This window comes from Granulicella sp. 5B5, from assembly GCF_014083945.1.
Taxonomy (GTDB): domain Bacteria; phylum Acidobacteriota; class Terriglobia; order Terriglobales; family Acidobacteriaceae; genus Granulicella.
The window spans coordinates 437,476-463,528 of sequence record NZ_CP046444.1 but is presented as its reverse complement, the minus strand read 5'-3'; the positions used below and the strand labels follow the sequence as shown (position 1 = coordinate 463,528).

Genomic DNA, 26,053 nt, shown 5'->3' with positions numbered 1-26,053 from the left:
TTTGCAGGGGTTATTTTGCCGGTGCCAGCTCCAGCCTTACGACGTCGTAGGCGATGCCGTTCATGATGCCTCCTGCGGGGACGGTGAGCGTGAGCGTGTTCGCGCCAGTGTGCAGCATGGAGGCGTCGAAGTCGAGGTCTTTTTCCACCCATGAGCCCTGCACGCCGTCGCGGTTGATGACGGCGTTGTAGATCAGGCCGGTGACCTCGCCCGCGTCCTTGCCGTTGACGCTGACCGCGATGGTGCGCGTGCTGACACCGGCGAGCGCGAGTCGCAGCACGCCGTGTTCACCGGGCTTTGGCGCGGAGGGCAGCGTGAAGTGGACCGTCCATGGGGTGGCGCGGCCATGGCCACGGCCGGTAGTGTCGTTGGGGTCCTCGTCGTGCGGCACCTGGTAGATGAACCAATCCTTGCGGAAGTTGCTCTTGCCGATGGTGTAGTTCACGTCGTTGGGGAAGAGCTTGGCATAGCGGATGTACTCGCCCCAGTGCCAGTGGTCGTTGCCCTGCAGGAACTCGGAGGCGGAGCGGTTGGGAATGCCGATCTGCCAGAGCTGGCGGCCGTAGCGTACGGGCGTCCAGGTGAGCTTGCCGAGGTCGAGCTTCTGGCCCGCGGTGACGGTGACGTCGGCCTTGGCGTACTCGCCGAGCACGCCGTCGGCGATGGCGTGTAGCTCATAGGTGCCGGGGCGGACGTTGGGGATGGAGAAGTGGCCGTCGGTTGTGCCGCGCACCCAGAACTCGTAGTGCTTGGCGTCGTTCTGCCAGGTCATTACCTCGGGCGCGCGGCGGCCTTCTGCCGGCGGCGCGTCAGAGGGCTGCTGGTCGGGGTAGGCGAGGCCGACTTCGAGGTTGGGGAGGTTGGCGTGGTGTAGCTCGGGGTCGCGCAGCAGTAGCTGGCCGGTGACGGTGGAACGCTCGGCAGCGGGCGTGTAGTCGACGCCTTTTACCCAGGTGTAGGGCCACTTTTTCGCTTCGATGATGGCTTGCTTCTTCGCCTCACTGAACATCGCGTCGGGCGTAGGGCCGGTGGGGACGTAGATCATGATGGGGCCGACGACTTTCGTCCAGTCCTCGCCTGCGGCGATGGGAAGGATGCTGCCGCCGTAGTGGGTGCCGCGCCAGTAGTCAAGCAGCGTGGGGTCACCGCCGTCGCCGTCATCGAGATGGCCGGTGAGTTCGAGATGCTTCGGGCCGCTGGAGAGGTACTCCATGGACGGATTGATGAAGTAGATGCCGACGTGTTTGGTGGTGCTGGACCAGCCGAAGGTGGGCGTGTCGAACTGGTCGGCGCAGTAGTCGTACTTGTGCTCGGCGATGCCTTTTTTGACGCCGGTGGTGAGGCGGCGCGCTTCCTTCATGTTGAGATCGGTCCCGAGGTCCCAGTCGTGGCCCGTGGGCATCTGCATGTTGCGTTGCGCATCGACGGAGAGCCAGTCGAAGACGCCAGCGTTGAGCTTCATGCCGTAGCGAGACTCGCCGATCTGCGTGGCGCCGTAGGTGGGCTCGTGGGTGAAGATGGCGTAGGTGTAGATGCCGTGGCCGCCGCGCTCAAGGGCGTAGCGGATCTCCATATCGACGAGCAGTCCGGGTCCGCGGTCTGCTCCGGGGCGGCGCGGGACGAAGGTGCCGCGATTCGGGCGCACGCCAGGGGGCAGAGTCTCACCCTTCGGGCGAACGGTGGGAGCCTCGCCGGGGCCTGGCTTGTAGGGGCCGGAGGCGACGTCCGGGCCGCCGATGCGGCGGTCGCCGTTGAGGTTCTTGCCCTCGGACCAGCCTTTGATGGAGACCTCACCGCGCTCGCCATTGTTGGTGGCGGGGTCGATGGTGAGCCTGGCCTCCATGCGCGCCGCGCCGGACGGATTCTGCTCCCAATATCCCGCATGGTGGCCCGAGACGTAACCCTGCGTCTCAAGACCGTTGACCTTCAGAGAGGTCATGTCGCCGGTGGTCTTGCTGATGGTGGCCGTGAGGTAGCCGTTGGCGAGGATGTAGCTGGTACCGTTGTCGGTGACGGTGACGGGCGGAGCGCTCTGCTGCGCAGCGGCGGTAAAGGCCGTAACGACGAGGGCAAAGGCTAGGCGGAACGTGAGCAGACGGTACAGGGGCATCGCGGGTCCTTGGCAAATAAGGTGAAGCTGCGTGAGGGAAGTGGTGATCTGGCCAGCGTGCGAGCACAGAAGGTTCGTAGCGGCGGAGGCGAGGCTCTGCCGGGCGGGAGCAGTGTACAACATGGAAACTACCTAATGGAATTATTTCTGTTATGATGGTTTGGCCGTTAGTTCGAGGTGTGTACAAGAGCGGCAATCGACAGGTTGAGGGAGTGAGATGGCTGAGAGTCTGACGCGTCGCAGGTTTATGGGGAGTGCGGCTGTGGCTGCGCTGGGACTGCCGGTGGTGCTGCGGTCTGGATATCCGGTGTTTGCCGCAGGCGAGTCTGCGAAGTATGTGCCACCGGTATCGCCGCGCGAGATGCTGAACTTCAACATCGACTGGAAGTTCATCCGTGAGGATGTAGACGGCGCGGAGGCGGTGGCCTTCGATGACGCGAAGTGGACGACGGTGAGCACGCCGCACACGTGGAACGATGTGGACTCATTCCGCACGATCATCTCTCACGGGGGCGGCGACCGGGGGACGTACAAGGGCATCGGATGGTATCGCAAGCACTTTGTGCTGCCGCAGGAGATGAGCGGCAAGCGCATCTACCTGGAGTTTGAAGGCATGCGGCAGGCAGGCGACATCTACCTGAACGGCAAAGCGATTGGCCTCTATGAGAACGGCATTACCGCGTATGGCTTGGACATCACGGACGCGGCGATGATCGGCGCGGAGAACGTTCTGGCCGTGAAGGTGGACAACCGCACGACCTACCACGAGCGCGCGACCGACACCGCGTTTGAGTGGAATGCGAACGACTTCAATCCTGACTTTGGTGGCATCAATCGCCACGTGTGGCTGCATGTGATGGGCCCGGTGCACCAGACGCTGCCGCTGTACTACGGCCTGCAGACGGAGGGCATCTATATCCACGTAGACAACTTTGCGATTGCGAAGAAGACGGCGGACATCACTGTGGAGTCGCAGGTGCGCAACGGGCTAAAGGACCGCGCAACGGTGGGACTGACTGTGGTGATCGTCGATAAGGATGGCGAGGTCGCGGCGCAGTTCGATGGCGATCCGGTGGACATGGTCGCAGGGGAGAAGACGACGATCCAGGCGGCGGGTGGCCTGAAGGGCGCGCGCTGGTGGAGCGTCAACGATCCGCATCTGTATGAGGTCTATACGATCCTGAAAGTCGACGGGAAGGTTGTGGACTGTGAGCGGACGACGACGGGCTTTCGCAAGGCGGAGTTCAAGGGTGGCGTCGGCACTGGCGGCGTGCACATCAACGACGAGTTTGTGTACCTGAAGGGCTTTGCGCAGCGCTCTTCGGATGAGTGGGCCGGCCTGGGACAGGCGTATCCGGACTGGATGCACGACTTCACGGCGCGGATGATTCGTGAGTGCCATGGGAACTACATCCGGTGGATGCACGTGTCGCCGCAGAAGGTGGATGCGGACACGATGGCGCGATGGGGGATCGTTCAGGTATGTCCTGCGGGCGACAAGGAACGCGACGCGACAGGGCGGCAGTGGGACCAGCGCGTGGAGGTGATGCGCATCTCGATGATCTACTACCGCAACAACCCGAGCATCCTGTTCTGGGAGGCGGGCAACACGGTTGTGACAGTGGAGCACATGCAGCAGATGGTGGAGCTGCGTAAGCAGTGGGACCCGGAAGGTGGGCGCGTGATCGGGGTGCGCGGCAATGGCGATGACCCTGCGAACACAGCGATCACACCGGTGGCGGAGTATTACGGCGTGATGATCGGGCAGGACCCGCGCACCGATGCTCTGCAGGGTGAGGATGCGATCTTTCGCGGCTACAGCGCGGCACGGCGTGATCGCGCTCCGCTGATCGAGACGGAGGACTTTCGCGATGAGGGCGCGCGGCGGTTCTGGGACCCGTACTCGCCGCCGTACTATGGCTTCAAGAAAGGCCCGGATGACACGTATCAGTACGACTCGGAGAACTTTGCGCTGGCGGGTGTGAAGCGCTACTGGGAGTACTGGGAGAATCGCATCTCGAACACCGATCCGGCGCACTCGAAGTGGTCGGGGTATGCGTCGATCTACTTTACGGATGAGGACGCGGATGGGCGGCAGGACTCAAGCGAAGTAGCGCGCGTGAGCGGCAAGGTGGACGCGGTGCGGCTGCCGAAGCAGATCTACTACGCGCACCGTGTGATGCAGAGCGAGACGCCAGACCTGCATGTGCTGGGTCACTGGAGCTATCCGTTGATGCAGCCGGACGGCAAGCCGACGGTGAAGACGATATACGTGATCGCGAACCATGTGGACCAGGTGGAGCTGCTGTTGAACGGCAAGTCGCTTGGCGTCAGCAAGACGCCGGAGAGTGGCTACATCTACTCTTTTGCGAACGTGGCGTTTGCTCCGGGTACGCTGAAGGCTATCGGCACCTCGCACGGCAAGATTGTTGCGGAGCAGACGCTGACGACGGTTGGAGCCGCGGCGAAGATCAGGCTGACGCCGATAGTTGGACCGAAGGGCCTGCAGGCAGATGGCGCCGATGTGCTGCTGATTGACGTCGAAGTCGTGGATGCGAAGGGCGAGCGCGTGCCGACCGACGATGCGCGTGTCGACTTTACTTGCACCGGCCCGGCGACGTGGCGCGGCGGCTACAACAGCGGCAAGGTGGACTCGACGAACAACCTGTATCTGAATACAGAGCTTGGCATCAACCGTGTGGCGGTGCGTTCGGGCATTACGCCGGGAGTGATTACGGTGACCGCGAGCCGCAAGGGACTGCAGTCCGCGACGGTGAGTGTGACGTCGAAGGAAGTGGCGTTCAGTAAGGGGCTCTCGACTGCGATGCCGCAGCGTCTGCCCATTTAATGTTTGCCAGCTCTGGTAGGCTGATCGGCGCATGGGTATGACCACTATAACCAGATGGTGGAGTATCTGCGCATGAATGGGGTCATCCCGCCGGGCAGCAAATAGCCTGTTTCTGCAAACGCTACGAGGGCTGCCATCGCAGGCAGCCCTCTCGCTTTGTCATACTGGTGTGCATAGGGAGAAACCATGGTCGATCCGCAACGTGTTTTGAAGAACCTTGACGAACTACGAACTCTCACGGGCGATGCGAATGGTGCGCAGCGCATTGCGTGGTCGCCGACCTGGTTGAAGGCGCGTGCGTGGTTTGAAGAGAAGCTCGAAGGCCTGCCTGTGAAGCACCACCACGATGCTGCCGGCAACCATTGGGTGACGCTGCATGGAGATAGCGACAAGGCGCTGGTGGTAGGGAGCCATCTCGACTCAGTGCCGAACGGCGGCTGGTTGGATGGGTGCCTTGGTGTGCTCGCCGCTCTTGAAGTGCTGCAGCACTTTGCGGAGAAGTATGAGGGGCATCCGCCGATCACGATCAAGCTGGTGGACTGGGCCGACGAAGAAGGCGCACGTTTCGGACGCAGCCTGCTTGGCTCCGCAGCGTTTGCGGGCCATGCGACGATCGAGGCCGACCGCAAGCGTACAGACCGCGACGGCATGACGCTGGAGGCTGCGCTGGCAGCCTGCGGGGTAGATATCGAGCGCGTTGGCGACGCAGCAAGCGAGCAGAAGAACCTTGCTGCCTACCTCGAACTGCACATCGAGCAGGGACCGATTCTTGAAGCGCAGGGCAAGCCGCTAGGTGTGGTGCAGGGGACCAAGGGCGTGGAGCGCTGGGCGATCACATTCCATGGGCAGGAGGCGCACTCCGGTTCGACGCCGATGGCTGTGCGGCGCGATGCGCTGGCTGCGGCAGCGAAGCTCGCCTTGGAGATACGGCAGATTGCGATGAAGCATCCGCAGGCTGTTGCGACGATGGGGAGCGTGAAGACGTTTCCTGGCATTGTGACCGCTGTTGTCGGACGTTGCGAGGCGACGCTGGACATGCGCGACCTCGATGCCGCGATTCTTGCATCGATGCTTGCGGAAGCTCGCGCGGCGAGTGAACGCTTTGCAGCGGAAGAACGCTGCACGGTGGAGTGGTCGAAGATATGGTCGATCGAACCTATACCCTTTGATCCCAAACTCGTCGAACTCTGCAGGGAGGCAATCGTCGAGACGACTGGAACGGTGGAACTGCTGCCCAGTGGCCCATTGCACGATGCCGCCGAGGTCGCACGCGCGGGGATTCCTACGGTGATGATGTTTGTGCAGAGCTTGAACGGCCTGAGCCACAACGCCGCCGAAGATACCCGGTGCGATCACCTTGAGCTGGCCGTGCGCGCATTTACGTCGCTTGCGGACAAGACAGCCGCGCAGATTCAGCATTAAGTATCCGCGTCCTTAATGGCATTGGCTCACCCGCAAAGGATGAGAATGGTAGATAATCATTTTTTTACTACCGGGCTCGAGGAAGAAGGAGAGCTGCTCGCACGTGAGTACATCTGTTGGATTTTTTGAGAGGTCGCCGGGTTCGCCCGAGATTGCAGCGCGCTTTGGCGATCTGCATCCGCCGCTTGCGCCTGCCTCTGCGGTGATAGAAGCCCACCGCTGCCTGTACTGCTTCGATGCGCCGTGTACCGCGGCGTGTCCTACGCACATTGACGTGCCGAGGTTTATCAAGAAGATTGCGAGTGGGAACCTCGAAGGCTCCGCGCGCACGATCCTCGATGCGAACATCCTGGGCGCAAGTTGCGCGCGGGCCTGCCCGGTACAGGTACTGTGCGAGGGGTCCTGCGTGATGCACCGGAACAACGAGCGGCCGATTGAGATTGGCCGTCTGCAACGGTTCGCAATGGACGCATTGCATGCGAGTGGCGCCCCGTTGCCCTTTTCGCCTGGCGCGGACACGGGAAAGAAAGTCGCATTGATCGGGGGCGGACCGGCGTCACTCGCCTGCGCTGCGGAGTTGCGGCGGCAAGGCATTCAGGCCGAGATCTTCGATGCGCGGGAGCTACCGGGTGGCCTGAACACGTATGGCATTGCAGAGTACAAACTGCCGCTTGCAGAGAGCCTGCGCGAGATCGATATGCTGGCCCAGCTGGGCGTCGAATTTCACTTCAACGCTACAGTGGATGCGGAGAAGCTTGCCGCGCTTGAGGCGCAGTTCGACGCTGTATTTCTTGGCGTCGGTCTGGGAGCAATTCACAAGCTAGGGCTCGCAAACGAGGAGCGCGAGGGAGTGACCAACGCGCTGGATTTCATTGCGGGCTACAAGAGCGGCACGATCACTTCGGTGCCGGAGAAGGTGGCTGTGATTGGTGGAGGAAACACGGCAATCGACGCTGCGAATGCGGCTGTGCGTCTCGGCGCAGCGGAGGTTCATATGATCTACCGCCGCGGCCCGCAACAGATGTCAGCGTTCGCGTTCGAGTATGAACATGCAAAGCAGGAGGGTGTTCGTTTTCACTTTCATGTAACCCCTGTAGGCATCGTTGGAGCAGACCGCATTGAGGCGTTGCAATTGGCGAGGCTGGAAGAATTGACAGACGGGATGCTGGTGCCAAAGGCCGAAGATGGACGTGTGCTCGAAGTAGATCTGGTTGTGCTGGCGATTGGGCAGGGCACTCACACGGATTTCCTGCGCGATGGGAAGGTTCAGCTTGAAAAGGGTCGCATTGTTGTGAACCGCGTCAACGGGAAGACATCGAACCCGAAGTACTTTGCTGGTGGCGATTGTACGAACGGTGGTCGCGAGGTTGTGGATGCGGTGGCAGATGGCAAGCGCGCGGGCATTGGCATTGCTGCATGGCTGGAGGTAGCCCATGCCAACGCTTGAGACTACTTTTGCAGGTATCCATTGCATGAACCCGTTCTGGCTCGCGAGTGCACCGCCGACAAACTGCGGCGAGCAGATCATGCGGGCGTTTGACGCGGGCTGGGGCGGTGCTGTGTGGAAGACGATCGGTGAGCCGATCACCAACGTCAGCTCGCGCTACTCGTCAATCGATTGGAACGGCCAACGCATGATGGGGTTGAACAATATCGAGCTCATCTCCGATCGTCCGATTGAGGTGAATCTTCGTGAGATCGCCGAGGTGAAGAAGCGCTATCCAAAGCATGTTGTCATCGCGTCATTGATGGTGGAGTCTAGCCGCGAAGCGTGGCATGAGATGGTGCAGCGCACGGAAGATGCTGGCGCCGACGGTCTCGAGTTGAACTTCGGTTGTCCGCACGGGATGAGCGAGCGCGGCATGGGCTCCGCCGTGGGGCAGGTGCCCGAGTACTGCGAGCAGATTACCGCATGGGTAAAGGAGAAGGCGCGTACTCCGGTGATCGTGAAGCTCACACCTAACATCTCCGATATCCGTATTCCCGCGCGTGCAGCGAAAGCCGGGGGCGCTGACGCTCTCTCCGCGATCAACACGATCAACTCCATCACGGGCATTGATCTGGACACACTGGAGCCGCGGCCCAACGTCGATGGCAAGAGCTCGCACGGAGGCTATTGCGGCCCTGCCGTGAAGCCGATTGCGCTGAACATGGTGCAGCAGGTGATGAGCGATCCAACGGCGGCGCTGCCGATGTCAGGCATCGGCGGTGTGGCGACGTGGCAGGACGCGGCTGAGTTCATCCTGCTGGGTGCGGGCACTGTGCAGGTGTGCACGGCTGCGATGCACTATGGTTACCGTATCGTGGAGGACATGGCAGACGGGCTGCTCGCATGGATGGGGCGCAAAGGGTATCAGTCGCTCGATGACTTCCGCGGGCGCTCGTTGCCGAATGTGCTGGAATGGAAGCAGCTCAATCTGAACTATAAGATCGTCGCGCATATCGAAGAAACGAAGTGCATTGGCTGCGATCTCTGCTACACCGCCTGCTGGGATGGAGCACACCAGTGCATTCATCTCGACCGGGGACTGCCGTCGCCGGACATCACGCGCACTCCGGCCCAGATCGCCGCAATCAGCAGCCGCACGATCAGCATGACGCCCCTTCCCAAGCTCGACGCGCACAGTGCTGGCGGCCACGGTCCCTATGCAACGCCGCTGGCGCGGATTCCGCGCGTTGACGAGGAGCATTGTGTCGGCTGCAATCTTTGCTCACTGGTTTGCCCTGTGCCCGAGTGCATCACAATGCAGCAGCGCGATACCGGCCTGCCGCCCGAGACATGGGAAGAACGCGTCGCGAAGGGCGCAGCCGCTGAAGCGAACGCTATTACCGGAAATCCGAATCTGTAGGAGCGCAGAATGGGAACACTGATCAAGAACGGCACCGTCGTTACCGCCACTGGGTCGCGCCGCGCGGATGTGTTGCTCTCCGGTGAGATCATCGCGAACGTTGGTGAAGAGCTTTCAATCGAAGGGCACGAGATCGTCGATGCAACGGGTTTACTTGTGATGCCGGGTGGCATCGATGTACACACGCATCTGGACATGCCTTTCGGTGGTACTGTTTCCGCCGATGACTACACAACAGGCACGCAGGCTACGGCAGTTGGTGGCACGACGATGCTGATCGACTTCGCACTGCAGTCGCAGGGACACACCATGCGCGAGGCCTTCGATACGTGGCGTGCGAAGTCCAACGGCAAGGCCTGCGTCGATTTTTCTTTGCACATGGCTGTTACCGATCTCGATCCGCACCATACCGGTGACACCTCGCACGGGCTCCGCGAGATGGAGGAGATGGTCGCAGAAGGTATCTCCAGCTTCAAGCTCTTCATGGCGTATCCCGGCGTATTGATGATCGACGACGGGCTCATGTTCCGCGTGATGCAGAAGGCCGCGGAACTCAAGGCGCTGTGCTGCATCCATGCGGAGAACGGGAACGCTATCGATATCGTCGTCTCGCAGATGATTGCGGAAGGCAAGACCGCGCCGCACTACCATGCGCTCTCTCGAAGCCCGAAGGCTGAGGCCGAGGCAACGCACCGTGCCATCGCGCTTGCAGATATGGCGGGCGCTGCCGTCTATATCGTGCATCTCTCGAATGAAGATGCACTCGCGACGCTCAAGTTCATGCAAGGACGCGGTGCGAAGGCGCTTGCCGAGACATGCACGCAGTACCTCGTGCTCTCCATCGAAGACCAGATGCCGGGCAAGAGCTGGGAGGAGGCGAAGTTTGTCTTCACGCCGCCGCTGCGTGAGAAGAAGAACCAGGAGCCACTGTGGCAGGCACTCGCGGACGGTTCACTGTCTGTGGTCTCTACGGACCATTGCCCGTTCCGTTTCGCCGATCAAAAGTCGCTGGGCAAAGACGACTTTCGCAAGATTCCCAATGGTGGTCCCGGCGTCGAAAACCGGTTGCAGATCCTGTGGCATTTCGGCGTGAACGCTGGCCGCATCACGCCGGAGAAGTTCGTTGAGCTTGCGGCAACGGCGCCTGCGCGCATCTTCGGTATGGAAAAGCAGAAGGGAAGCATCACTCCGGGCCTCGATGCCGACGTCCTTCTATGGGACCCGAATGCCGAGTACACCATCTCTGCTGCGACACAGCGCATGGCCACCGACTACAACATGTTTGAAGGCTGGACGGTGAAGGGCAACGCTGCGAAAGTGTTCTTGCGCGGCGAGCTTGTCGTCGATAACACGACGCGACCGGGAGAGTTTCTTGGCGCGACAGGACGCGGACGTTTTGTCCGCCGTGAGACCAACGCAGGAGGCTTCGCTTGATCACACCTGAGCCCAGGGTGGTGATGGACAGCGATATTCTCGCAGGCCCGCTCGCGCCCGACGAGCGGCTCTATAACGACGATCTCGCGCCCACGATGCCCGCGCAGCGCACGTGGTCCATGTACAACTACTTCGCGTTGTGGTTTTCGATGTGTATGGAGGTGACGACCTACATGCTCGCCGCGAGCCTCATCGCTGGCGGCATGAGCTGGAAGCAGGCCATCTTCACCATTTTGCTCGGCAACTTGATTGTGCTGGTGCCGATGCTGTTGAATGCGCATGCCGGCGCGAAGTATGGCATTCCGTTCCCGGTCTTCGTGCGTGCGTCGTTCGGGCCGGTCGGCGCAAACATTCCCGCCATCCTGCGTGCGATTGTTGCATGTGGCTGGTTCGGGATTCAAAGCTGGATCGGCGGCCAGGCCATCGCGGCGATGATTGCTGTGCTGTGGCCCCACACGGCGCATATGCCTGTCGTTACATGGCTCTGCTTCCTCAGCTTTTGGTTGTTGAACATGGCAGTTGTGTGGCGCGGGGTAGAGTCCATCCGCTTTCTGCAGAGCTTCGCCGCGCCGTTCATGCTTATCATGAGCCTCGCCCTGCTGGTCTACATGCTCCATCGTGCTGGAGGCCTCGGCCCTGTCTTCTCCGCACCCAGCCAGTTCCACTCCACTGGAAGTTTCCTCAAGTTCTTCGTGCCGTCGCTTACAGCGATGGTCGGCTACTGGGCCACGCTCTCGCTTAACATTCCGGACTTCACGCGCTATGCGAAGAACCAGGAGTCGCAACTTGTTGGCCAGGCCCTCGGCCTTCCAATCGGAATGGTCTTCTACGCGTCGCTCGGCATCGCCGTGACCTCGGCCTCGGCCGTTGTCTTCGGTCACGCCATCTGGAACCCCGTTGAACTGCTCGGCCAGTTTCATAACCCTGTCGTGGCCTTCCTTGGGCTTGTCGCACTGCTGGTATCCACGCTCAACGTGAACATCGCGGCCAACGTAGTCTCGCCGTCCAATGACATCTCGAACCTCGCACCGCATCTCATCAGTTTCCGCAGTGCAGGCCTCATCACCGGTTTTCTCGGCCTGCTGATGTGCCCGTGGTACTGGATGTCCACGTTCGGTAACTACGTCTCCGGCTGGCTCGTCGGCTACTCCGGTCTGCTCGGTCCTGTGGCGGGCATCATGGTCTGCGACTACTTTCTCATTCGCAACACGCGGCTCGACATCTACTCGCTGTACCGCCGAGGCGGCATCTATGAGTACACACGAGGCGTCAATCCTGCCGCCGTCATCGCCCTCGTCTGCGGTGTGCTCCTCGCGTTGACGGGGAAGCTGATGACGGCCGCGCATATCGGGCAGGGGCTCCTCATATGGGGACACCCGTTGGTGCCTCTGCTCGCCACGCTTTACGACTACGCATGGTTCGTTGGCTTCTTCCTTTCCGGGGCCATCTATTACCTGCTGATGCTCCGCCACCACCTCTCGCTTGAGACCGCAACACACCTGCACCCCTACGCAGGAGAAAGATAAGTGATGAGTAACGAAATCACCGCCCCCACTCTTACCAGCGAACAGGTCGTCCAGATCATACGCGACACGAACTATGGCACATGGCGTTTTCAAAAGGGCTGGAACCCGCTGCACATCGTCGATGCGGAGGGCTGCTACATTACCGATGCAAACGGCAAGAAGTATCTCGACTTCTCCTCGCAACTGATGTGCATGAACCTCGGCCACAAGAACGCGGCAGTGGTCGCATCGATTGCGAAGCAAGCTGAAGAGCTGGCGTATGCGATGCCCGGTTATGCGACGACCACGCGTGCAGAGCTCTCCAAGCTGCTGCTGGAGGTCCTTCCAAAGGGCCTGAACAAGTTCTTCTTCACCACCAGTGGAACCGACGCAAACGAAGCGGCCTTCAAGATCGCACGCATGTATACAGGCAAGACGAAGGTGATTGCGCGCTATCGCAGCTACCACGGCTCGACCGCCGGCAGCATCGCCGCGACCGGCGACCCGCGGCGCTGGGCGATGGAGCCGCGCGGCAAAGGGCCTGGCATCATCTTTGGGCCGGAGGTGCACTGCTACAAGTGTCCGATCAAGCACACCTACCCGCAGTGCGGTATCGCGTGCGTGGACTACCTCGAACACATGATCCGCAACGAGAGCGATGTGGCGGCAGTGCTCGTTGAACCGATCGTCGGCACCAACGGCGTGATCGTACCGCCGGCAGAGTACATGCCGAAGCTGCGCAATGTGTGCGACGAGACCGGCGTGCTGCTTATCGCCGACGAGGTGATGAGCGGTTGGGGTCGCGCGGGTGAGTGGTTTGCGATGGACCTATGGGGCGTCACACCCGACATCCTCACCACCGCCAAGGGCATCACCAGCGCCTATGTGCCGCTTGGTTTGTGTGCCACGAGCGAGAAGATCGGTGACTTCTTCCAGGACCACTACTTCGCGCATGGCCACACGTATGAGGCGCACCCAATGACACTCGGACCAGCGGTCGCAACAATCAACGAGATGAAGCGGCTCAACCTCGTCGAACGCGCGCGCTCACTAGAGCCGTTCGTAGCAGAGAAGTTGCAGGCGCTCAAGGCGAAGCACAAATCCGTTGGCGATGTGCGTGGTAAAGGCCTCTTCTGGGCGGTGGACCTCGTCAAGAACCGGGAGACCAAGGAGCCTTTCAATACCTACTCGGACAAGATCTCGGGCAAGCCATTGCTCGTCGATCAGATCGCAGGCAAGATGCTCGCTGAAGGCGTCATCATGCAGGCGTGGGTCTCGCACTTCGTCATCGCGCCGCCGTTGATTATCGAGAAGGAAGAGATTGAACGCGGTATCGACACGCTCGATCGATACCTCCACATCGCCGACGAACAGGCGAGTTAGCCCCGGATGACCGTGGGGAACTGGTTATTTGCGGACATCGCGGTCCCCTTCAATCACTGAAGGGGCGCAACTCGATAGCAGCGGGAACCGCGGAAGCTCTTTACGCTTCGTTGCCGCTGATCTTGCGTCGCGTGCGTCGCAACTCGCCGTTCTCCGCGTCGAAGCTGATGATGAGCGCCTGCGCAGACTTCTTACCCGCAGCACGATAGGTGCGCTGCGTCTCGCCGGAGATGTAGAGCACGTCGCGCGCCTCCAGGGTGTGCGGCTCGCCACGTCGCGTCACCTCAAGCTGGCCGCTCAGCACATACACCATCTCCACGCCGGGATACATATGAGGGTGGAACGGTTGGTGCTCCTCGCCCGCCAGAAACTCGGCCATGCAGGGACGCAGTCCGCCTTCAGGCACCAGGATGCCAAAGCTCTCCGCGATGTAGTCGGGATTGGGCGTACCCACGGGCAGCCGCACGCGGTCCTTCTTGCGCTGGATGCGAAATACACGTTGCGAGTTCGGATCGTTGGAGTCGAAGAAGTAAGAGAGGTCTTTGCCGAAGACCAGCGAGATGCGCGCCAGGTTGCGAAGCGTTGGCACCACACGGCCAGTCTCCAGCTGCGAAAGGAAACTAGCCGACAGCCCGGCCTTGCGGCCCAGCTCCACCAGTCCCATGGACCGTTTCAGCCGCAGCCTCTTGATGCGTTCACCCAATCGGGATGAGGTCAGCAGGTTCTCCGCGGACATCGGGTCGACGGAAGCATGACCCGCGCTCACACCTTCCGCCATCTCCAACGCGACCGGGAACGGGGAATCGATCGTGCGCGCAGCGACAGAAGCTTTGACCATGGCAGACACCCCATCTCGTTTCTCTATCATCAAACTGTCTGTTGATGAGATGCCGAAAGTTGAACGACGGGAAGGGGATTTTGGGGTCTGTGTCAAAAAGATTGTGGAATATGCAGTGTGATAGACAGAGAAATTGCCCCCTATGCGCTGCAGGACGAACAAGAGAGGTGTTTTTCGAGCGTCAGACCTGGTTCGCGTCTTCAGCCGCCAGCACACGATCATACGCAGGCAGCGTCAGGAAGTCCGGAAACTTTGGTGCGACGATCAGCTCATGCGTCAGCTGTGCCGCTTGCTCATAGGCTGCAAAGCGCGCGGCATCGACGCTGCCCTTCACTCTCGCCAGCTCCTCATCAATCGCAGCAGCCACAAGCTCAGTCGTCACAGCGCGTCCGTCCTGGAGCACCGCATGGTGATGCACCCATTGCCACAACTGCGCGCGGCTGATCTCCGCTGTTGCCGCGTCCTCCATCAGGTTGAAGAGCGGCACGCAGCCAATGCCCCGCAGCCACGCCTCGAGATAACCGAGTCCGACGGCGACGTTCTGCTTCACTCCTGCCTCGGTGATCGTGCCCGTTGGCACCTCCAGCAGATCGGCGGCAGTGCAATGATAGTCGGTGAGCTGCTTCGCGATCTGGTTTGGTTGCGGCATAATGCGGTCGAAGACTTCCATCGCCACCGGCACTAAGCCAGGGTGTGCGACCCATGTGCCATCGTGTCCATCGGTGGCCTCGCGCTCCTTGTCAGCGCGCACTCCGGCGATGGCCTTTTCATTTGCGGCCGGATCGCTCTTGATCGGAATCAGTGCACTCATACCACCCATCGCCGAAACGTTGCGGCGATGGCACGTCTTGATCGCCAGCTTCGAGTATGACCGCATAAAATGCGTCGTCATCGTCACCTGCCCGCGGTCCGGCAACAGCATCGTCTCATCGCCGGCAAGCTTCTTGATGAAGCTGAAGATGTAATCCCAGCGCCCACAGTTCAGCCCGGCCGAGTGCTCGCGCAGCTCCCACAGGATCTCGTCCATCTCAAACGTCGCGAGGATCGTCTCGATCAGCACCGTTGCCTTGATGCTGCCCTGCGGCACGTCGAGCAGCTCCTGTGCGCGCACAAAGATCGAGTTCCACAGCCGCGCCTCCAGGTGCGACTCCATCTTCGGCAGATAGAAGTATGGCCCGGACCCACGCGCCAGCAGCTCCTTTGCATTGTGAAAAAAGTAAAGCGCAAAGTCGAAGATTGAACCGGACATCGGCTCGCCGTCGACGAGCACATGCCGCTCTTCCAGGTGCCAGCCGCGCGCGCGGATAAACAGCACAGCGGGCTCGGGCTTCAGTTCATAGTGCTTGCCCGTCGCCGGATCGTCATAGGTGATCGTGCGCCGGACCGCATCGAACAGGTTCTGCTGCCCCTCCAGCACGTTCTCCCACGTCGGTGTCGTCGAGTCCTCGAAGTCCGCCATGAACACCTTCGCGCCTGAGTTCAGCGCGTTGATGATCATTTTGCGGTCCACTGGCCCGGTGATCTCCACGCGCCGATCAAGCAAGTCCTTGGGCAGCGGAGCAACGGTCCACTCACTCTCGCGAATCTGCACGGTCTCCGGCAGAAAGTCCGGACGCTCCCCTGCATCCAGCCGCTTTTGACGCGCCACGCGCGCAGCCAGCAACTCTTTGCGGCGCGGGTTGAACTCGCGCTGCAGCGCAACAGCAAAGGCTAGGCTCTCGGGCGAAAGAATAGCGGCGTGTTTGGGAGCGAGCGGGGCGTGCAGCATCACGCCGGAAAGTAGGTCGTTCATACATCTCCATGGTACGGCAGCCGGAGTTGAAAATCACTCCGGCCGCTCTGCCTAAGCGAACCGCAGCCCAACATGTCCTGCATGCGTGAACTCCACATCGACGCGCGCGTTTACGCTGGCCGGTGTATAGCCTGTCCATGAGCCTGTGGTGATCCACTGCCCCTTGCGCAGGCCGCCGGTACGCGCTGCACCTTCATTCGCCAGCCACGGAATCAGTTTCAGCAGATCACCTGACGTGTTCGACCCCGTGCGTTCCACGCGGACCACACCATCGACAGAAAGCGTTACTGTCTCAGCGTTAAAGTCGATCGTCTGCCAGCCTTCGACCGCCGGACCGGGGACGAATCCTCCGTGCATCTGCAGATCGGCGAGCGCCGAGAACTTCGTCACCACCATCGGATCGATGAACGCCGACTCCAGCACTTCAATCGCCGGATGGCAGGACGCCATCGCTGCAAGCGCCTCTTCGCGCGTGTACGGCGTTGCCCGCGGCGGCAGGTCTTCACCGACGAGAAACGCAATCTCCGCCTCAAGCCCGCGATAGCGCCAGTGCGGCCCCGTCAGCTCATTGCCGGAGTGGGCCATCCACACCAAAGGCATCGGCGCAAAGAGCGGTGTGGCCTCTGGTGTCGGCGCCCCGATCTTCCATCCACCGATATCTCCGTACGCCTCGGCAATCGCATCCTGCACGAAATAGACTTCGCCTATCTCCGCAGGCACCAGCTCCGCGGGCAGGTCTGCAATCGGTTCGCCCTTGCGCGCCGCCAGCAGCGTTTCAATCGTCTCCATCAGCACGCTCTCGCGTTGTCCTGTCATCACTCTCTCCTTCAACGTTGGGTACTGCTCTTCAATAAACTCTCGGCGCTCACACCACGCAGCGACGCATCCAGCAGCTCCACCATGTGGAATGTCGGCAGCGCAGCATGTCCATTGCGCCTCAAGCTGGCCTGCAGTTGCAGCAGGCATCCGGGGTTTGCGCTCACAAGCGCCTGCGCGTCGGTTGCCAGCAGATGTTGCACCTTGCGGTCGCCAAGCTCGTCTGCCGTCTCAGGATGCAGCAGGTTGTACACGCCTGCCGATCCGCAGCAAAGGTTCGCCTCCTCCATCTCCGCGACCTCAAGCGAAGGTATCTGCGCCAGCACCGCTCGCGGTTCCGCATGAACACCCTGCGCATGACGCAGATGGCAGGCATCGTGATACGCGGCTCGCAACGGCAGCGCTGCAAGCGGCGCCTTGATTGGCGTCTCAGCCAACACCTCGCTCACATCTCTGCACCGTGCTGAAAACGCAGCAGCACGAGCAGCCCACTTCGCATCGTCACGCAACAGGTATCCATACTCCTTCATCGTGCTGCCACAGCCCGCTGCGTTGATGACGACCGTCTCCACATCGGCCTCTTCAAAGCTCGCAATCATCCGCTTCGCATAAGCCTTCGCCTCATGCTCCAGCCCGCTGTGCACCATCAGCGCACCGCAGCATCCCTGCGACTTCGGCACCACGACTTCATAGCCGACGGCAGCGAGAACGCGCACCGTCGCCTCATTCACATGGCCAAAGTACGCATCCTGCACGCATCCCGTCAGCATCCCGACACGCCCGCGCGCAGCTCCAGTGTTCACGGCCACATGCAGCTTGCGGAACGGATTCAGAGGTACAACAGGCAGCAGCGCTTCCATTGCCTGCAGCCGTTTGGGCAGCAGCTTCAGCAAACCAGTCTTGCGCACGAGCGCCTGCAGTCCGCTTCGCTGGTACAGCGCAATCGGCAGGCCCAGCAGCTTCAGACGTGTCGGATGCGGGAACGTCGCAAACAGCATCCCGCGAAACAGCCGCTCAGTGAAAGGCCGCGAAAGATGCTCCTCCACCTGCGCGCGGGTGGATTCAATCAGTTTGTTGTACTCTACGCCGCTGGGGCACGCCGTCATGCACGACATGCAGCCAAGGCAGTTGTCGATGTGTGTCTGCAGATGCAGGTCCGCCGCCGCTTCACCATTCGTCGACTTGCGCATCATCCAGATCCGTCCGCGCGGCGAGTCCATCTCATCGCCCCACAGCACGTATGTCGGGCATGCAGGCAGGCAGAATCCGCAGTGAACGCACTTATCCAGCAACGGCGCAGGCAGAGAGACAACGGGCTGCGCTTCGATCTTCACCAGCGTCTCGTTCACTACAGCCCTCCCACAAACCGGCCCGGATTCAGCAGTCTCGCCGGATCGAACTCCTGCTTGATCGCGCGCACCACATCCAGCGCCGGTGGCAGATGTGCTGCATCGTTCCACGGATCCACATCCAGCGGCAGCGCGCCACGTTGCAGCACCACCACGCTGCCGCCAACACCCGCCAGCCGCGCACGCAGGTCTTCGACAATGTTTATTAATCCCTCCGCCTGCGCCGTAACCGCAACCGTAACGACTCCTGCAGGATCAGCAACCGCAACAGCCGCAGCTCCCATAGCTGCAAGCTGCGCGAAGCCCGCCACCAGCGCGGCCAGCTTGGTCGGCAGCGTGGTTAGCTTCAGCACAGTCGCACCCTCGATCGCAAACAGCGAATCACGCGCCGAGTACATATCGCCCTCGCAACTCTGCACAGGCAGCGTGCCCGCAAGCGTTCGCAGGCGCTGCTCATGATCGGCGAGCGCCTCCAGCACTGCGGCAAACTGCACATCCAGCACGAACGCATCCGGCTCATTGCGCAGCTGCATTGCCTCCAGGCTCATGCCTGCCGTCGCCAGCGCATGCATCAAATCAGCCAGTGGAGCAACATCGCCCGACCGCACCGTAAAGCTCGCCGTATGCTTCTGCAGCGGATGCAAGCGGAACGTCGCCTCCGTGATGACGCCGAGCGTCCCAAACGATCCCGTCAGCAACTTTGGCAGATCATAACCGGCGACATTCTTCACCACCTTGCCACCCGTGCGAGCGATGGTGCCATCCGCCAGCACAATCGTCATCCCGATCACCAGATCTCGTAGTCCGCCATAGCGCATGCGCAGCAGGCCGCAATCATTCGCGCTCAACACGCCGCCAACAGTAGCACGCTCTGCAAACAGTGGATCAAGCGCCACACGCTGCCCATGCTTCGAGAGCTCTCGCTGCAACTCCGCCCACGTGGTACCTGCGCCCACTGTAGCCGTAAGGTCCTGCCAGGAGTGCTCGCGCACGCCGGTCAATTGCGCTGTCTCCAGCCGCACCTTCGCATCCACAGCGTTGCCCCAGTTCAGTTTCGTGCCGCCTCCTGTCGCCGTAACGCTCAGTCCCTCCTGCGAGCAGCGCTGCAACACCGCAGCCACCTGCTCTTCATTGGCAGGCGCAAGCACGGTGACGCCGTTCTCTTCGCGCACCGCTTCGGCGCCCACGATCTCATTCCACTGCTGCATTGCCTAAAAGACCTCCGCAATTCCCGCCGCTTCCACCGGATGCGGAGCGTACGCGCCATGCCTGCGCTCACCGCAAAGCCGCGGCGTCGGAAACACCTTCTCCGGATTGCTGATGTTCTGCGGGTCGAACGCATGCCGCACACGCTGCATCGTCGCCAGGTCCGGCTCATGAAACATATAGCTCATCACGCACTGCTTCTCGCGGCCCACACCATGCTCGCCGGTGATCGATCCACCCGCGTCCACACACAGCCGCAGAATGTCATAGCTCAAAATCAGCGCGCGGTCTTCTTCGCCCGGCACCGTAGCGTCATACAACACCATCGGATGCAGATTCCCATCGCCCGCATGAAACACATTCGCGATCCGCAACCCGGTCTCGTCGCTCATCTCCTGCATCTTTGCGAGCACCTTGGGCAGCGCCGTCCGAGGAATCACCCCGTCCTGCACAATGTAGTGCGACGCGATCCTGCCCATCGCCGCGAACGCGGCCTTGCGCCCTTTCCAAACCAGTACGCGCTCTGCATCTGTCTGTGCCAGCCGCTGCTCCCACGCGTTGTTCTTCGCACACAGCGCACGCACTTCGTCTATCTGAGCATCCACTTCAGCCCGCGGTCCATCGAGCTCCACCAGCAGCAGCGCCTCACACATCGGGTATCCCGCATGAACAGCCGCCTCCGCTGCTGTAATCGAAAGCCTGTCCATCATCTCGATCGCCGCAGGTAGCATCCCCGCGGCAATCATGTCGGACACCGTCTGTGCCGCATCGGTCACTGTCGAAAACGCCGCAAGCAGTGTCTGCACCGCCTCCGGCCGTCGCACAATCTTCAGCACAGCCTTCGTCGCAACTCCCAGCGTCCCCTCGCTGCCAATGAACACTCCCGGCAGATCGTACCCCAAAGCATCCACAACGCCATGCTCCGATCCAAACCAGCGCACCTCACCGTTTGGCAGCACGACCTCGCAGCCCAGCACATGCGTCACCGTAAACCCATACTTCAAACAGTGGGCACCACCCGCATTTTCCGCAAGGTTGCCGCCAATCGTGCACACCGTCTGCGACGAAGGGTCAGGCGCATAGAAATATCCCGCTGCGCGTACTCGCTCCGTCACCTGCGTGTTCGTCACACCAGGCTCAACCGTGATGCGCGCATTCTCTAGATCGACCGCGAGCACACGGTTCATCCGCGCCATCCCAATCACCACGCACCCCTCGGCAGGCAAAGCGCCACCGCTCAGACCAGTGCCCGCGCCGCGCGCCACAAACGGAATCGCATGTCTCGCGCACACGCGCACCACAGCCTGCACCTCGGCAGTCGTACGCGGCAACACCACCGCAGCAGGCGTCGTGCGAAAGTTCGTCAGCCCGTCGCACTCATACGTCTGCACCTGGTTGCGGTCGACGATCAGCCCCTGCTCGCCCACCGCACTCTTCAACTCCGCAAGTATCGTCGCATTCATCACGCTGTTAGCCATCGTATCGCGTTCGCAAGGAACCTTGCCTGCATCACCGGATGCATTGGCGGTACGCGATGATAGACGACCTTGCCGTTGCCGAGCTTCGTCGTAAACGTGCCCGCGCCCACCCGTCGGTCGTGGTCGCGCGAGTACCCCACGACGATCTCCACATTCTCGCCCTCTACCAGCAGCCCGTTCGACTGCCGCCCCGGCGTCTGATAAAACCCACCCATCGCCTGGTTCACAGGCATCCCATCGAACAGCGGATGCTCGCGCACAAAGTACCAGTTGCCCATCCATGGCGCGCGGAAATCTCCCACGTTGCCACGATATGCAAACGCACCTGCCTCACTTAGCTGCTTCGCAATCCCATCCGACAGCGAGTCCGCCTGCGCGATGCAAAGCAGCGGCATCCCCGCACGAACCGCATCCAGAATCGCCGGATCAATATGCCCAAGCTCCGTGCTCGTCTGCACGGCATTGATCGGGTTCGCCTCAGTACCCGTCGTCTCACCAACAGACTGCGTCGCCGAAGTGTGCGCCGTCATGCCCGAGGTGATGATGAGTTGAGCAGGCTTTCCTTTCTCGAACTCGTGGACGTCGAACTGCGGACCCAGCTGACTGAGTTCTTTCCGGAGTCCCGGTGATATGCCGGATACGGCGACTTGCCACGGCGATCCTGCAACAGAATTATTGACCGATACACCCGTAACCCAAATCTCCTTCGTCTGCGTGTTCAACGGCGCTGAGGAGATTGCGAACTTGAACCGGTACAGCCCTTCCTCCACCAGCTTCGGCGTCTCGAACCCTTCCTTTAGCAGGTAAGTGAACTGATCGACTACATGCTCCGGAGCAGGCACGGTAATCAGCTCACGCTTCTTCCCGCTCGGAGTAATCATCGAAAACGTCAGCGTCCCCGTAGCAGGCTGTGGCGTATCGTTCGCAAGAAACAGATCAAACACAGCGCTCTCACCTTGCGTCACGCACAGCGCACGCAGCTTCGCAATCGGCCGCACCGGCAGCAGCGACCCTGCAATCAGCTTCGGATCGCTCTTGAAGTTCCGCAGGTTGTCCACAATCCCCGAGTGGTTCTCAATCGCCGTCGACTCCCACCCAGAGATCACCGCGAAGTCCAGCTCATCGCTCAGCCGCGCGTTTTCCATGTAGTTCATCCACGACTCGTACTCCGTCCGTCCCAGCGCCAGAAACAAACTCTCCGCCGTCGGAAATGCCTTGCGAAATCCCCACTTCGCGATGAACTGCTCATAGCCCGCGATGATCTCCTCGTGGTCCTTCAGGTCATAGCTCGCGCCGCCGTACTTCTTATACGTCCCCGTGATCTGGTGCACCATCAGCGGATGATCGTCTGGCCGCGCGCAGCCTTCCATCTCGCCAAACTCGGTAATCACATCCTTGGACGGAGCGCGATAGGTAAACTCCGTCGGCGATTTATAGAAGTGGTCATACCACTGATCGCCCGCGCCCTGGTGCTGGTTCCACCAGTCGCCCCAGGCCTCTTCATCGCTGCGATGCAGCTTGCCTTCTTTCAGATCGTCCGACCAAGGCTCATACCACGCCTGCGCCGCCTTCCGTGGAGGTGCTACAAATCCATCGTTCAGCACCACGCAGCGCGAAGGGTCTTCATCGTGCATCGCCTTCAACACCGCGAGCGTGTCCGGATTCTTCAGGTCCGCGCCAATCTCATTCTGCAGGCAGTACTCAATCACACTCGGATGCGACCGATACGCCTTCACCATCTCCACGCACTTCACAAACATGAACCGCTGCGCAAACTTATCGGCCTCACTCACCGGCTTGTCCATCACAATGTCAGGCCCGCTAACCTCCGCACTGGTCTTCACGCTCGCCGGCAGCTTGCCAATCGCGAGCTTGCCGGCACCCGGCTCCATGTAGCGCAGCAGCCCCAACTCATCCTGCTTGCGCAGTACTTCTTCCTTCGCCAGGTTGCGATGAAAGTTCAGGCAGTTCAACCCCAGCGCCTTCGCGGCCACAACTTCTTTCTCCGCAAGCTCAGGAACAGGGAACAGCCCATTCAACCCCCAGTACCCCCACGAGATCGCGCTGTACACCCGAATCCGCCGCCCATTCAGCCGGAACATCGCATCCGACCCAATCCCTGTCGGCCCAAACCACCGAAAGCCAAACGCAATGGTGCGCGTATCGCCAGGGACGTTGATGCGCAGATGGTAGAGCCTCGGTGCGGAGACGTCCCAGAGTTCCGCAGCTTCGAGTTGAAGCGGCGTTGGATGCACCGGCATTCTGAAGTGTGATGGCGCTCCGCTGTTCAGTTGAACGTCCTGAAACACTGTCCGCTTGGTAAGGATTGAGCCGGAAGCCGGATCGATGATCTGGTAAGTAATCGGCAAAGCGGCATTATGAGGAGTCGTTTCGATAGAAACGAAGGCTTGGATCTTCGTGACGTCTGGCGTATTCAATACCCATGCGTCCGCGATGCGTACATCGCCATGCGCACTCACCGTCATCCCACGGTCCAGTCCCGCAAAGCCATGAGAGCGATACAGCGCCAGCTTGCCCCACTTCGCATTCGAGCCATCCACCCAGTCAAAACGCCCAAACGGATTCGTAATCCGAATCGCAATCAGGTTGAAACCACCGGGGTCTGCGGCACTCGTCAGGTCACACTCAAACGGCAGCTCCTCCATAATCGAGTACCCAACCAGCTTCCGGTTCAAATACACCTCAGCCCGCAGCCTCGCCCCACGAACATGCAGAAAGATCCGCTTGCCCCGCATCTCCGCCGGAATCTCAATCTCCTGCCCCCACCAAGACACGCCGAAGTACGCCCCATTCTGCGGCACATTATCATCCGCCGGTGGCTTCGGCGGAGTCGTCGCGCCATACCGATACTCCTCCGGCGTATACGGCCTCGGCCTGCCATCAGCGCCAGTGCCATACTTGCCCCAGTAGTGCTGCTCCACCGTCGTTGGCAGCGTCACCTCAAGCCCGTTCTCTTTCTTCAGCGAACCCCATCCGCCGGTCGGCTCATGCTCTGGCAGCGGCTGTCCCTTGCCGCACAGCTTGCCGTCTACCCAGCTGATCTCCTCGGGCAGATAGATCTCATCGTTCTGCCACTCGGCCTTCTCATCGATCCAAAGCCGCCAGCCTTCATCCGGCACCAGGGTGCCGTTTTCAGGGTAGGGAACAGCCGTATCAGCGGGCTCAGCATGCAGACGCGGAACGACCTGCATCGCTGCAGTAGCAGCGGCAGCACTCTGTAGAAAGGTACGGCGTGAAAAAGATTCCATAGCGAAACGAGTCTATCGCAGCGCCACACCCACAGAACACCATGCGTGTACGATGACCTTGCGCAGGAGGTCACACATCATGCCGAGATTTACATCCAACACGCTATTCACAGCCACAACACTCTGCTTCGCTGCCCTGGTTCTCACCGCCTGCAACGCGCCCACCGGTTCCGCCCCGCAGACCACGCAAAGCTATACGCAGCAGAGCCGCGCGCCCCAGCCCTACGCGCAAAGCTCTCGCCGCGAGTCCCGCGACCATCGCCGCAACAGCCAGCAGGCCAACGACACCCCCGGCGCCTTCGACTTCTATCTCCTCACGCTCTCCTGGTCGCCCGAGTTCTGCTACTCGCACCCCACCGCAGCCGAGTGCGCGGCGCATCCCGCGTTCGTCCTGCACGGCCTCTGGCCGCAGAACACCGACGGCTCCTACCCCGAACATTGTTCCGATGCCCCCGGCCCCGCCAACCCCTCGCAGTACAGCGACATCTTCCCCGACGCCGGCCTCCTCGCGCACGAGTGGCAGACCCACGGTACCTGCTCCGGCCTCGCACCCGACCCCTACTTCCAGCTCGCGCGCCGCGCCTTCCGCTCCGTCCACATCCCGCAGCAGCTCGCCAGCGTGAGCCAGCAAATCTCCCTCACACCCGGCGCCATTCTCACGGACTTTGCTCAGTCGAACCCCAACGTCCCCACAACAGACATGGCGCTCAGCTGCGGCAACAACTTCCTCACCGCCGTCGAGGTCTGCCTCGATAAGAACCTGAACGCCACCAGCTGCAGCAGCGTCCGCACTTGCCGCGCCAATGTCGTCAAGGTCACGCCACCCGGAGCGTCCAGGAATTAAGAATTAGCAACCACGCGGGTGCCCCACGTCTCGCCTCTGAGACGTGGGTTTACTCGCCCAGCATAATCCGCTGCACCGAGTGCGCTCTCCCCGTGCCGCCATCGCAGCCAATCAGCGTCGCGCACATCTTCGGATTGCCCTTTGCGGCCTCGAACTTGCCCGGCATCCCGGTCAAAAACCGCTTCAGCACTAGCTCCGTCTCCACGCCAATCACTGAGTCGTACGGGCCGCTCATGCCCACATCCGTCTGGTACGCCGTGCCGCCCGGCAGCACACGCTCGTCGGCTGTCGGAATATGCGTATGCGTGCCCAGCACCGCCGTCACGCGCCCATCCAGATACCACCCCAGCGCGACCTTCTCGCTCGAAGCCTCGCCATGCACATCCAGCAGAATCACCTTCGCACCCGTGTTGCGCGCGATCCCATCCAGCAGCTCATCCGCCTTGCGAAACGGGTCATCGCAGCTCGACATGAACACACGCCCCTGCAGATTCATCACGGCATACTTTGTGCCGTTCGGCAGCGCGCCCTCATACACACCAAACCCCGGAGTCCCCACCGCGTAGTTCGCCGGCCGCAACACGCGCCGCCCGCGTTCATGGCTATTGGCAGGCACCGTCATGTACTCGAAGATCTCTTTCTTGTCCCAGATGTGGTTGCCCGTGGTGATCACCTGCGCGCCCAAATCAAACAGGTCTTCGGCAATCGACGGCGTAATCCCAAAGCCCCCCGCGGCGTTTTCGCCATTGATGATAAGCAAGTCCACGTCGTTCGACTCCACGACGTGCGGTAGATGTTCGCGGACGATATGCCGCCCCGGCGACCCAAAAACATCGCCAACAAAAAGAATATTCACCTGACGATTCTATCGCGCTCATCCACCCCACCTATCTCTATTTGTCATTCCGCA

The 26,053-nt window shown here is 61.1% G+C and carries 17 protein-coding genes; 8 read left to right on the top strand and 9 right to left on the bottom strand.

The window, feature by feature from the left end:
- Positions 1-10 precede the first annotated feature (10 nt).
- Positions 11-2,110 (bottom strand): polysaccharide lyase family protein, encoded by a 2,100-nt coding sequence (locus GOB94_RS01990; RefSeq protein WP_255484162.1) that lies wholly within the window; start codon positions 2,108-2,110, stop codon positions 11-13.
- 217 nt (positions 2,111-2,327) lie between these two features.
- On the opposite strand from GOB94_RS01990, the gene GOB94_RS01985 reads away from it, so the two are divergent.
- The 7 genes from GOB94_RS01985 (at position 2,328) to GOB94_RS01955 (ending at position 13,551) form a co-directional block, all read left to right on the top strand.
- Entirely contained in the window at positions 2,328-4,958 is a 2,631-nt protein-coding gene (locus GOB94_RS01985; RefSeq protein WP_182277270.1) for a sugar-binding domain-containing protein, read from the top strand.
- Between the two features lie 186 nt (positions 4,959-5,144).
- On the top strand, positions 5,145-6,380 hold the full coding sequence (locus tag GOB94_RS01980; RefSeq protein WP_182277269.1) for a Zn-dependent hydrolase: 1,236 nt from the start codon (positions 5,145-5,147) through the stop codon (positions 6,378-6,380).
- Between the two features lie 103 nt (positions 6,381-6,483).
- On the top strand, positions 6,484-7,827 hold the full coding sequence (locus tag GOB94_RS01975; protein ID WP_182277268.1) for an NAD(P)-dependent oxidoreductase: 1,344 nt from the start codon (positions 6,484-6,486) through the stop codon (positions 7,825-7,827).
- Positions 7,828-7,852: 25 nt separating this feature from the next.
- Complete coding sequence (gene preA / locus GOB94_RS01970) at positions 7,853-9,229, top strand: NAD-dependent dihydropyrimidine dehydrogenase subunit PreA (RefSeq protein WP_255484161.1); 1,377 nt, start codon at positions 7,853-7,855, stop codon at positions 9,227-9,229.
- A 9-nt stretch (positions 9,230-9,238) separates the two neighbouring features.
- Positions 9,239-10,663: a dihydropyrimidinase gene (gene hydA / locus GOB94_RS01965; protein WP_182277266.1), complete on the top strand. Its 1,425-nt coding sequence runs from the start codon at positions 9,239-9,241 to the stop codon at positions 10,661-10,663.
- A complete protein-coding gene (locus GOB94_RS01960; protein WP_255484160.1) occupies positions 10,660-12,189 on the top strand; it encodes an NCS1 family nucleobase:cation symporter-1 in 1,530 nt (509 codons plus the stop codon). The genes hydA and GOB94_RS01960 overlap by 4 nt, the downstream gene beginning before the upstream one ends.
- Positions 12,190-12,192: 3 nt before the next feature.
- Positions 12,193-13,551, top strand: coding sequence for an aminotransferase class III-fold pyridoxal phosphate-dependent enzyme (locus GOB94_RS01955; RefSeq protein WP_182277265.1), 1,359 nt, complete (start codon positions 12,193-12,195; stop codon positions 13,549-13,551).
- 100 nt (positions 13,552-13,651) lie between these two features.
- On the opposite strand, the gene GOB94_RS01950 is transcribed toward GOB94_RS01955, so the two are convergent.
- From GOB94_RS01950 to GOB94_RS01920, 7 genes are all read right to left on the bottom strand, one after another.
- Positions 13,652-14,389: an XRE family transcriptional regulator gene (locus GOB94_RS01950; RefSeq protein WP_182277264.1), complete on the bottom strand. Its 738-nt coding sequence runs from the start codon at positions 14,387-14,389 to the stop codon at positions 13,652-13,654.
- Between the two features lie 181 nt (positions 14,390-14,570).
- Positions 14,571-16,181, bottom strand: coding sequence for a malate synthase A (aceB, locus tag GOB94_RS01945; RefSeq protein ID WP_182277263.1), 1,611 nt, complete (start codon positions 16,179-16,181; stop codon positions 14,571-14,573).
- A 51-nt stretch (positions 16,182-16,232) separates the two neighbouring features.
- Complete coding sequence (locus GOB94_RS01940) at positions 16,233-16,997, bottom strand: fumarylacetoacetate hydrolase family protein (RefSeq protein ID WP_182277262.1); 765 nt, start codon at positions 16,995-16,997, stop codon at positions 16,233-16,235.
- Positions 16,998-17,008: 11 nt separating this feature from the next.
- A complete protein-coding gene (locus GOB94_RS01935; RefSeq protein WP_255484159.1) occupies positions 17,009-18,346 on the bottom strand; it encodes a heterodisulfide reductase-related iron-sulfur binding cluster in 1,338 nt (445 codons plus the stop codon).
- Positions 18,346-19,554 carry an FAD-binding oxidoreductase gene (locus GOB94_RS01930; protein ID WP_182277261.1) on the bottom strand — a complete coding sequence of 403 codons (1,209 nt, stop codon included), beginning with the start codon at positions 19,552-19,554 and terminating at the stop codon, positions 18,346-18,348. Before GOB94_RS01930 ends, GOB94_RS01935 begins: the two co-directional genes overlap by 1 nt.
- A 3-nt stretch (positions 19,555-19,557) precedes the next feature.
- On the bottom strand, positions 19,558-21,030 hold the full coding sequence (locus tag GOB94_RS01925) for an FAD-linked oxidase C-terminal domain-containing protein (protein WP_255484158.1): 1,473 nt from the start codon (positions 21,028-21,030) through the stop codon (positions 19,558-19,560).
- On the bottom strand, positions 21,015-24,299 hold the full coding sequence (locus GOB94_RS01920) for a glycoside hydrolase (protein ID WP_182277260.1): 3,285 nt from the start codon (positions 24,297-24,299) through the stop codon (positions 21,015-21,017). Before GOB94_RS01920 ends, GOB94_RS01925 begins: the two co-directional genes overlap by 16 nt.
- A gap of 79 nt (positions 24,300-24,378) precedes the next feature.
- Here GOB94_RS01920 and GOB94_RS01915 point away from each other — a divergent pair, with 79 nt between their 5' ends.
- Positions 24,379-25,143: a ribonuclease T2 gene (locus GOB94_RS01915; protein WP_182277259.1), complete on the top strand. Its 765-nt coding sequence runs from the start codon at positions 24,379-24,381 to the stop codon at positions 25,141-25,143.
- A gap of 49 nt (positions 25,144-25,192) precedes the next feature.
- Here the strand turns inward: GOB94_RS01915 and GOB94_RS01910 are convergent, their stop codons facing one another.
- Positions 25,193-25,999: a TIGR00282 family metallophosphoesterase gene (locus tag GOB94_RS01910; RefSeq protein ID WP_182277258.1), complete on the bottom strand. Its 807-nt coding sequence runs from the start codon at positions 25,997-25,999 to the stop codon at positions 25,193-25,195.
- Positions 26,000-26,053: the final 54 nt, after the last annotated feature.

Bases quoted from the DNA above. Each gene is read 5' to 3' on its own strand.
- GOB94_RS01990 (WP_255484162.1), bottom strand. From the start codon at position 2,110: ATGCCCCTGTACCGTCTGCTCACGTTCCGCCTAGCCTTTGCCCTCGTC.
- GOB94_RS01985 (WP_182277270.1), top strand. From the start codon at position 2,328: ATGGCTGAGAGTCTGACGCGTCGCAGGTTTATGGGGAGTGCGGCTGTG.
- GOB94_RS01980 (WP_182277269.1), top strand. From the start codon at position 5,145: ATGGTCGATCCGCAACGTGTTTTGAAGAACCTTGACGAACTACGAACT.
- preA (WP_255484161.1), top strand. From the start codon at position 7,853: ATGAACCCGTTCTGGCTCGCGAGTGCACCGCCGACAAACTGCGGCGAG.
- hydA (WP_182277266.1), top strand. From the start codon at position 9,239: ATGGGAACACTGATCAAGAACGGCACCGTCGTTACCGCCACTGGGTCG.
- GOB94_RS01955 (WP_182277265.1), top strand. From the start codon at position 12,193: ATGAGTAACGAAATCACCGCCCCCACTCTTACCAGCGAACAGGTCGTC.
- GOB94_RS01950 (WP_182277264.1), bottom strand. From the start codon at position 14,389: ATGGTCAAAGCTTCTGTCGCTGCGCGCACGATCGATTCCCCGTTCCCG.
- aceB (WP_182277263.1), bottom strand. From the start codon at position 16,181: ATGAACGACCTACTTTCCGGCGTGATGCTGCACGCCCCGCTCGCTCCC.
- GOB94_RS01940 (WP_182277262.1), bottom strand. From the start codon at position 16,997: ATGACAGGACAACGCGAGAGCGTGCTGATGGAGACGATTGAAACGCTG.
- GOB94_RS01930 (WP_182277261.1), bottom strand. From the start codon at position 19,554: ATGCAGCAGTGGAATGAGATCGTGGGCGCCGAAGCGGTGCGCGAAGAG.
- GOB94_RS01925 (WP_255484158.1), bottom strand. From the start codon at position 21,030: ATGGCTAACAGCGTGATGAATGCGACGATACTTGCGGAGTTGAAGAGT.
- GOB94_RS01920 (WP_182277260.1), bottom strand. From the start codon at position 24,299: ATGGAATCTTTTTCACGCCGTACCTTTCTACAGAGTGCTGCCGCTGCT.
- GOB94_RS01915 (WP_182277259.1), top strand. From the start codon at position 24,379: ATGCCGAGATTTACATCCAACACGCTATTCACAGCCACAACACTCTGC.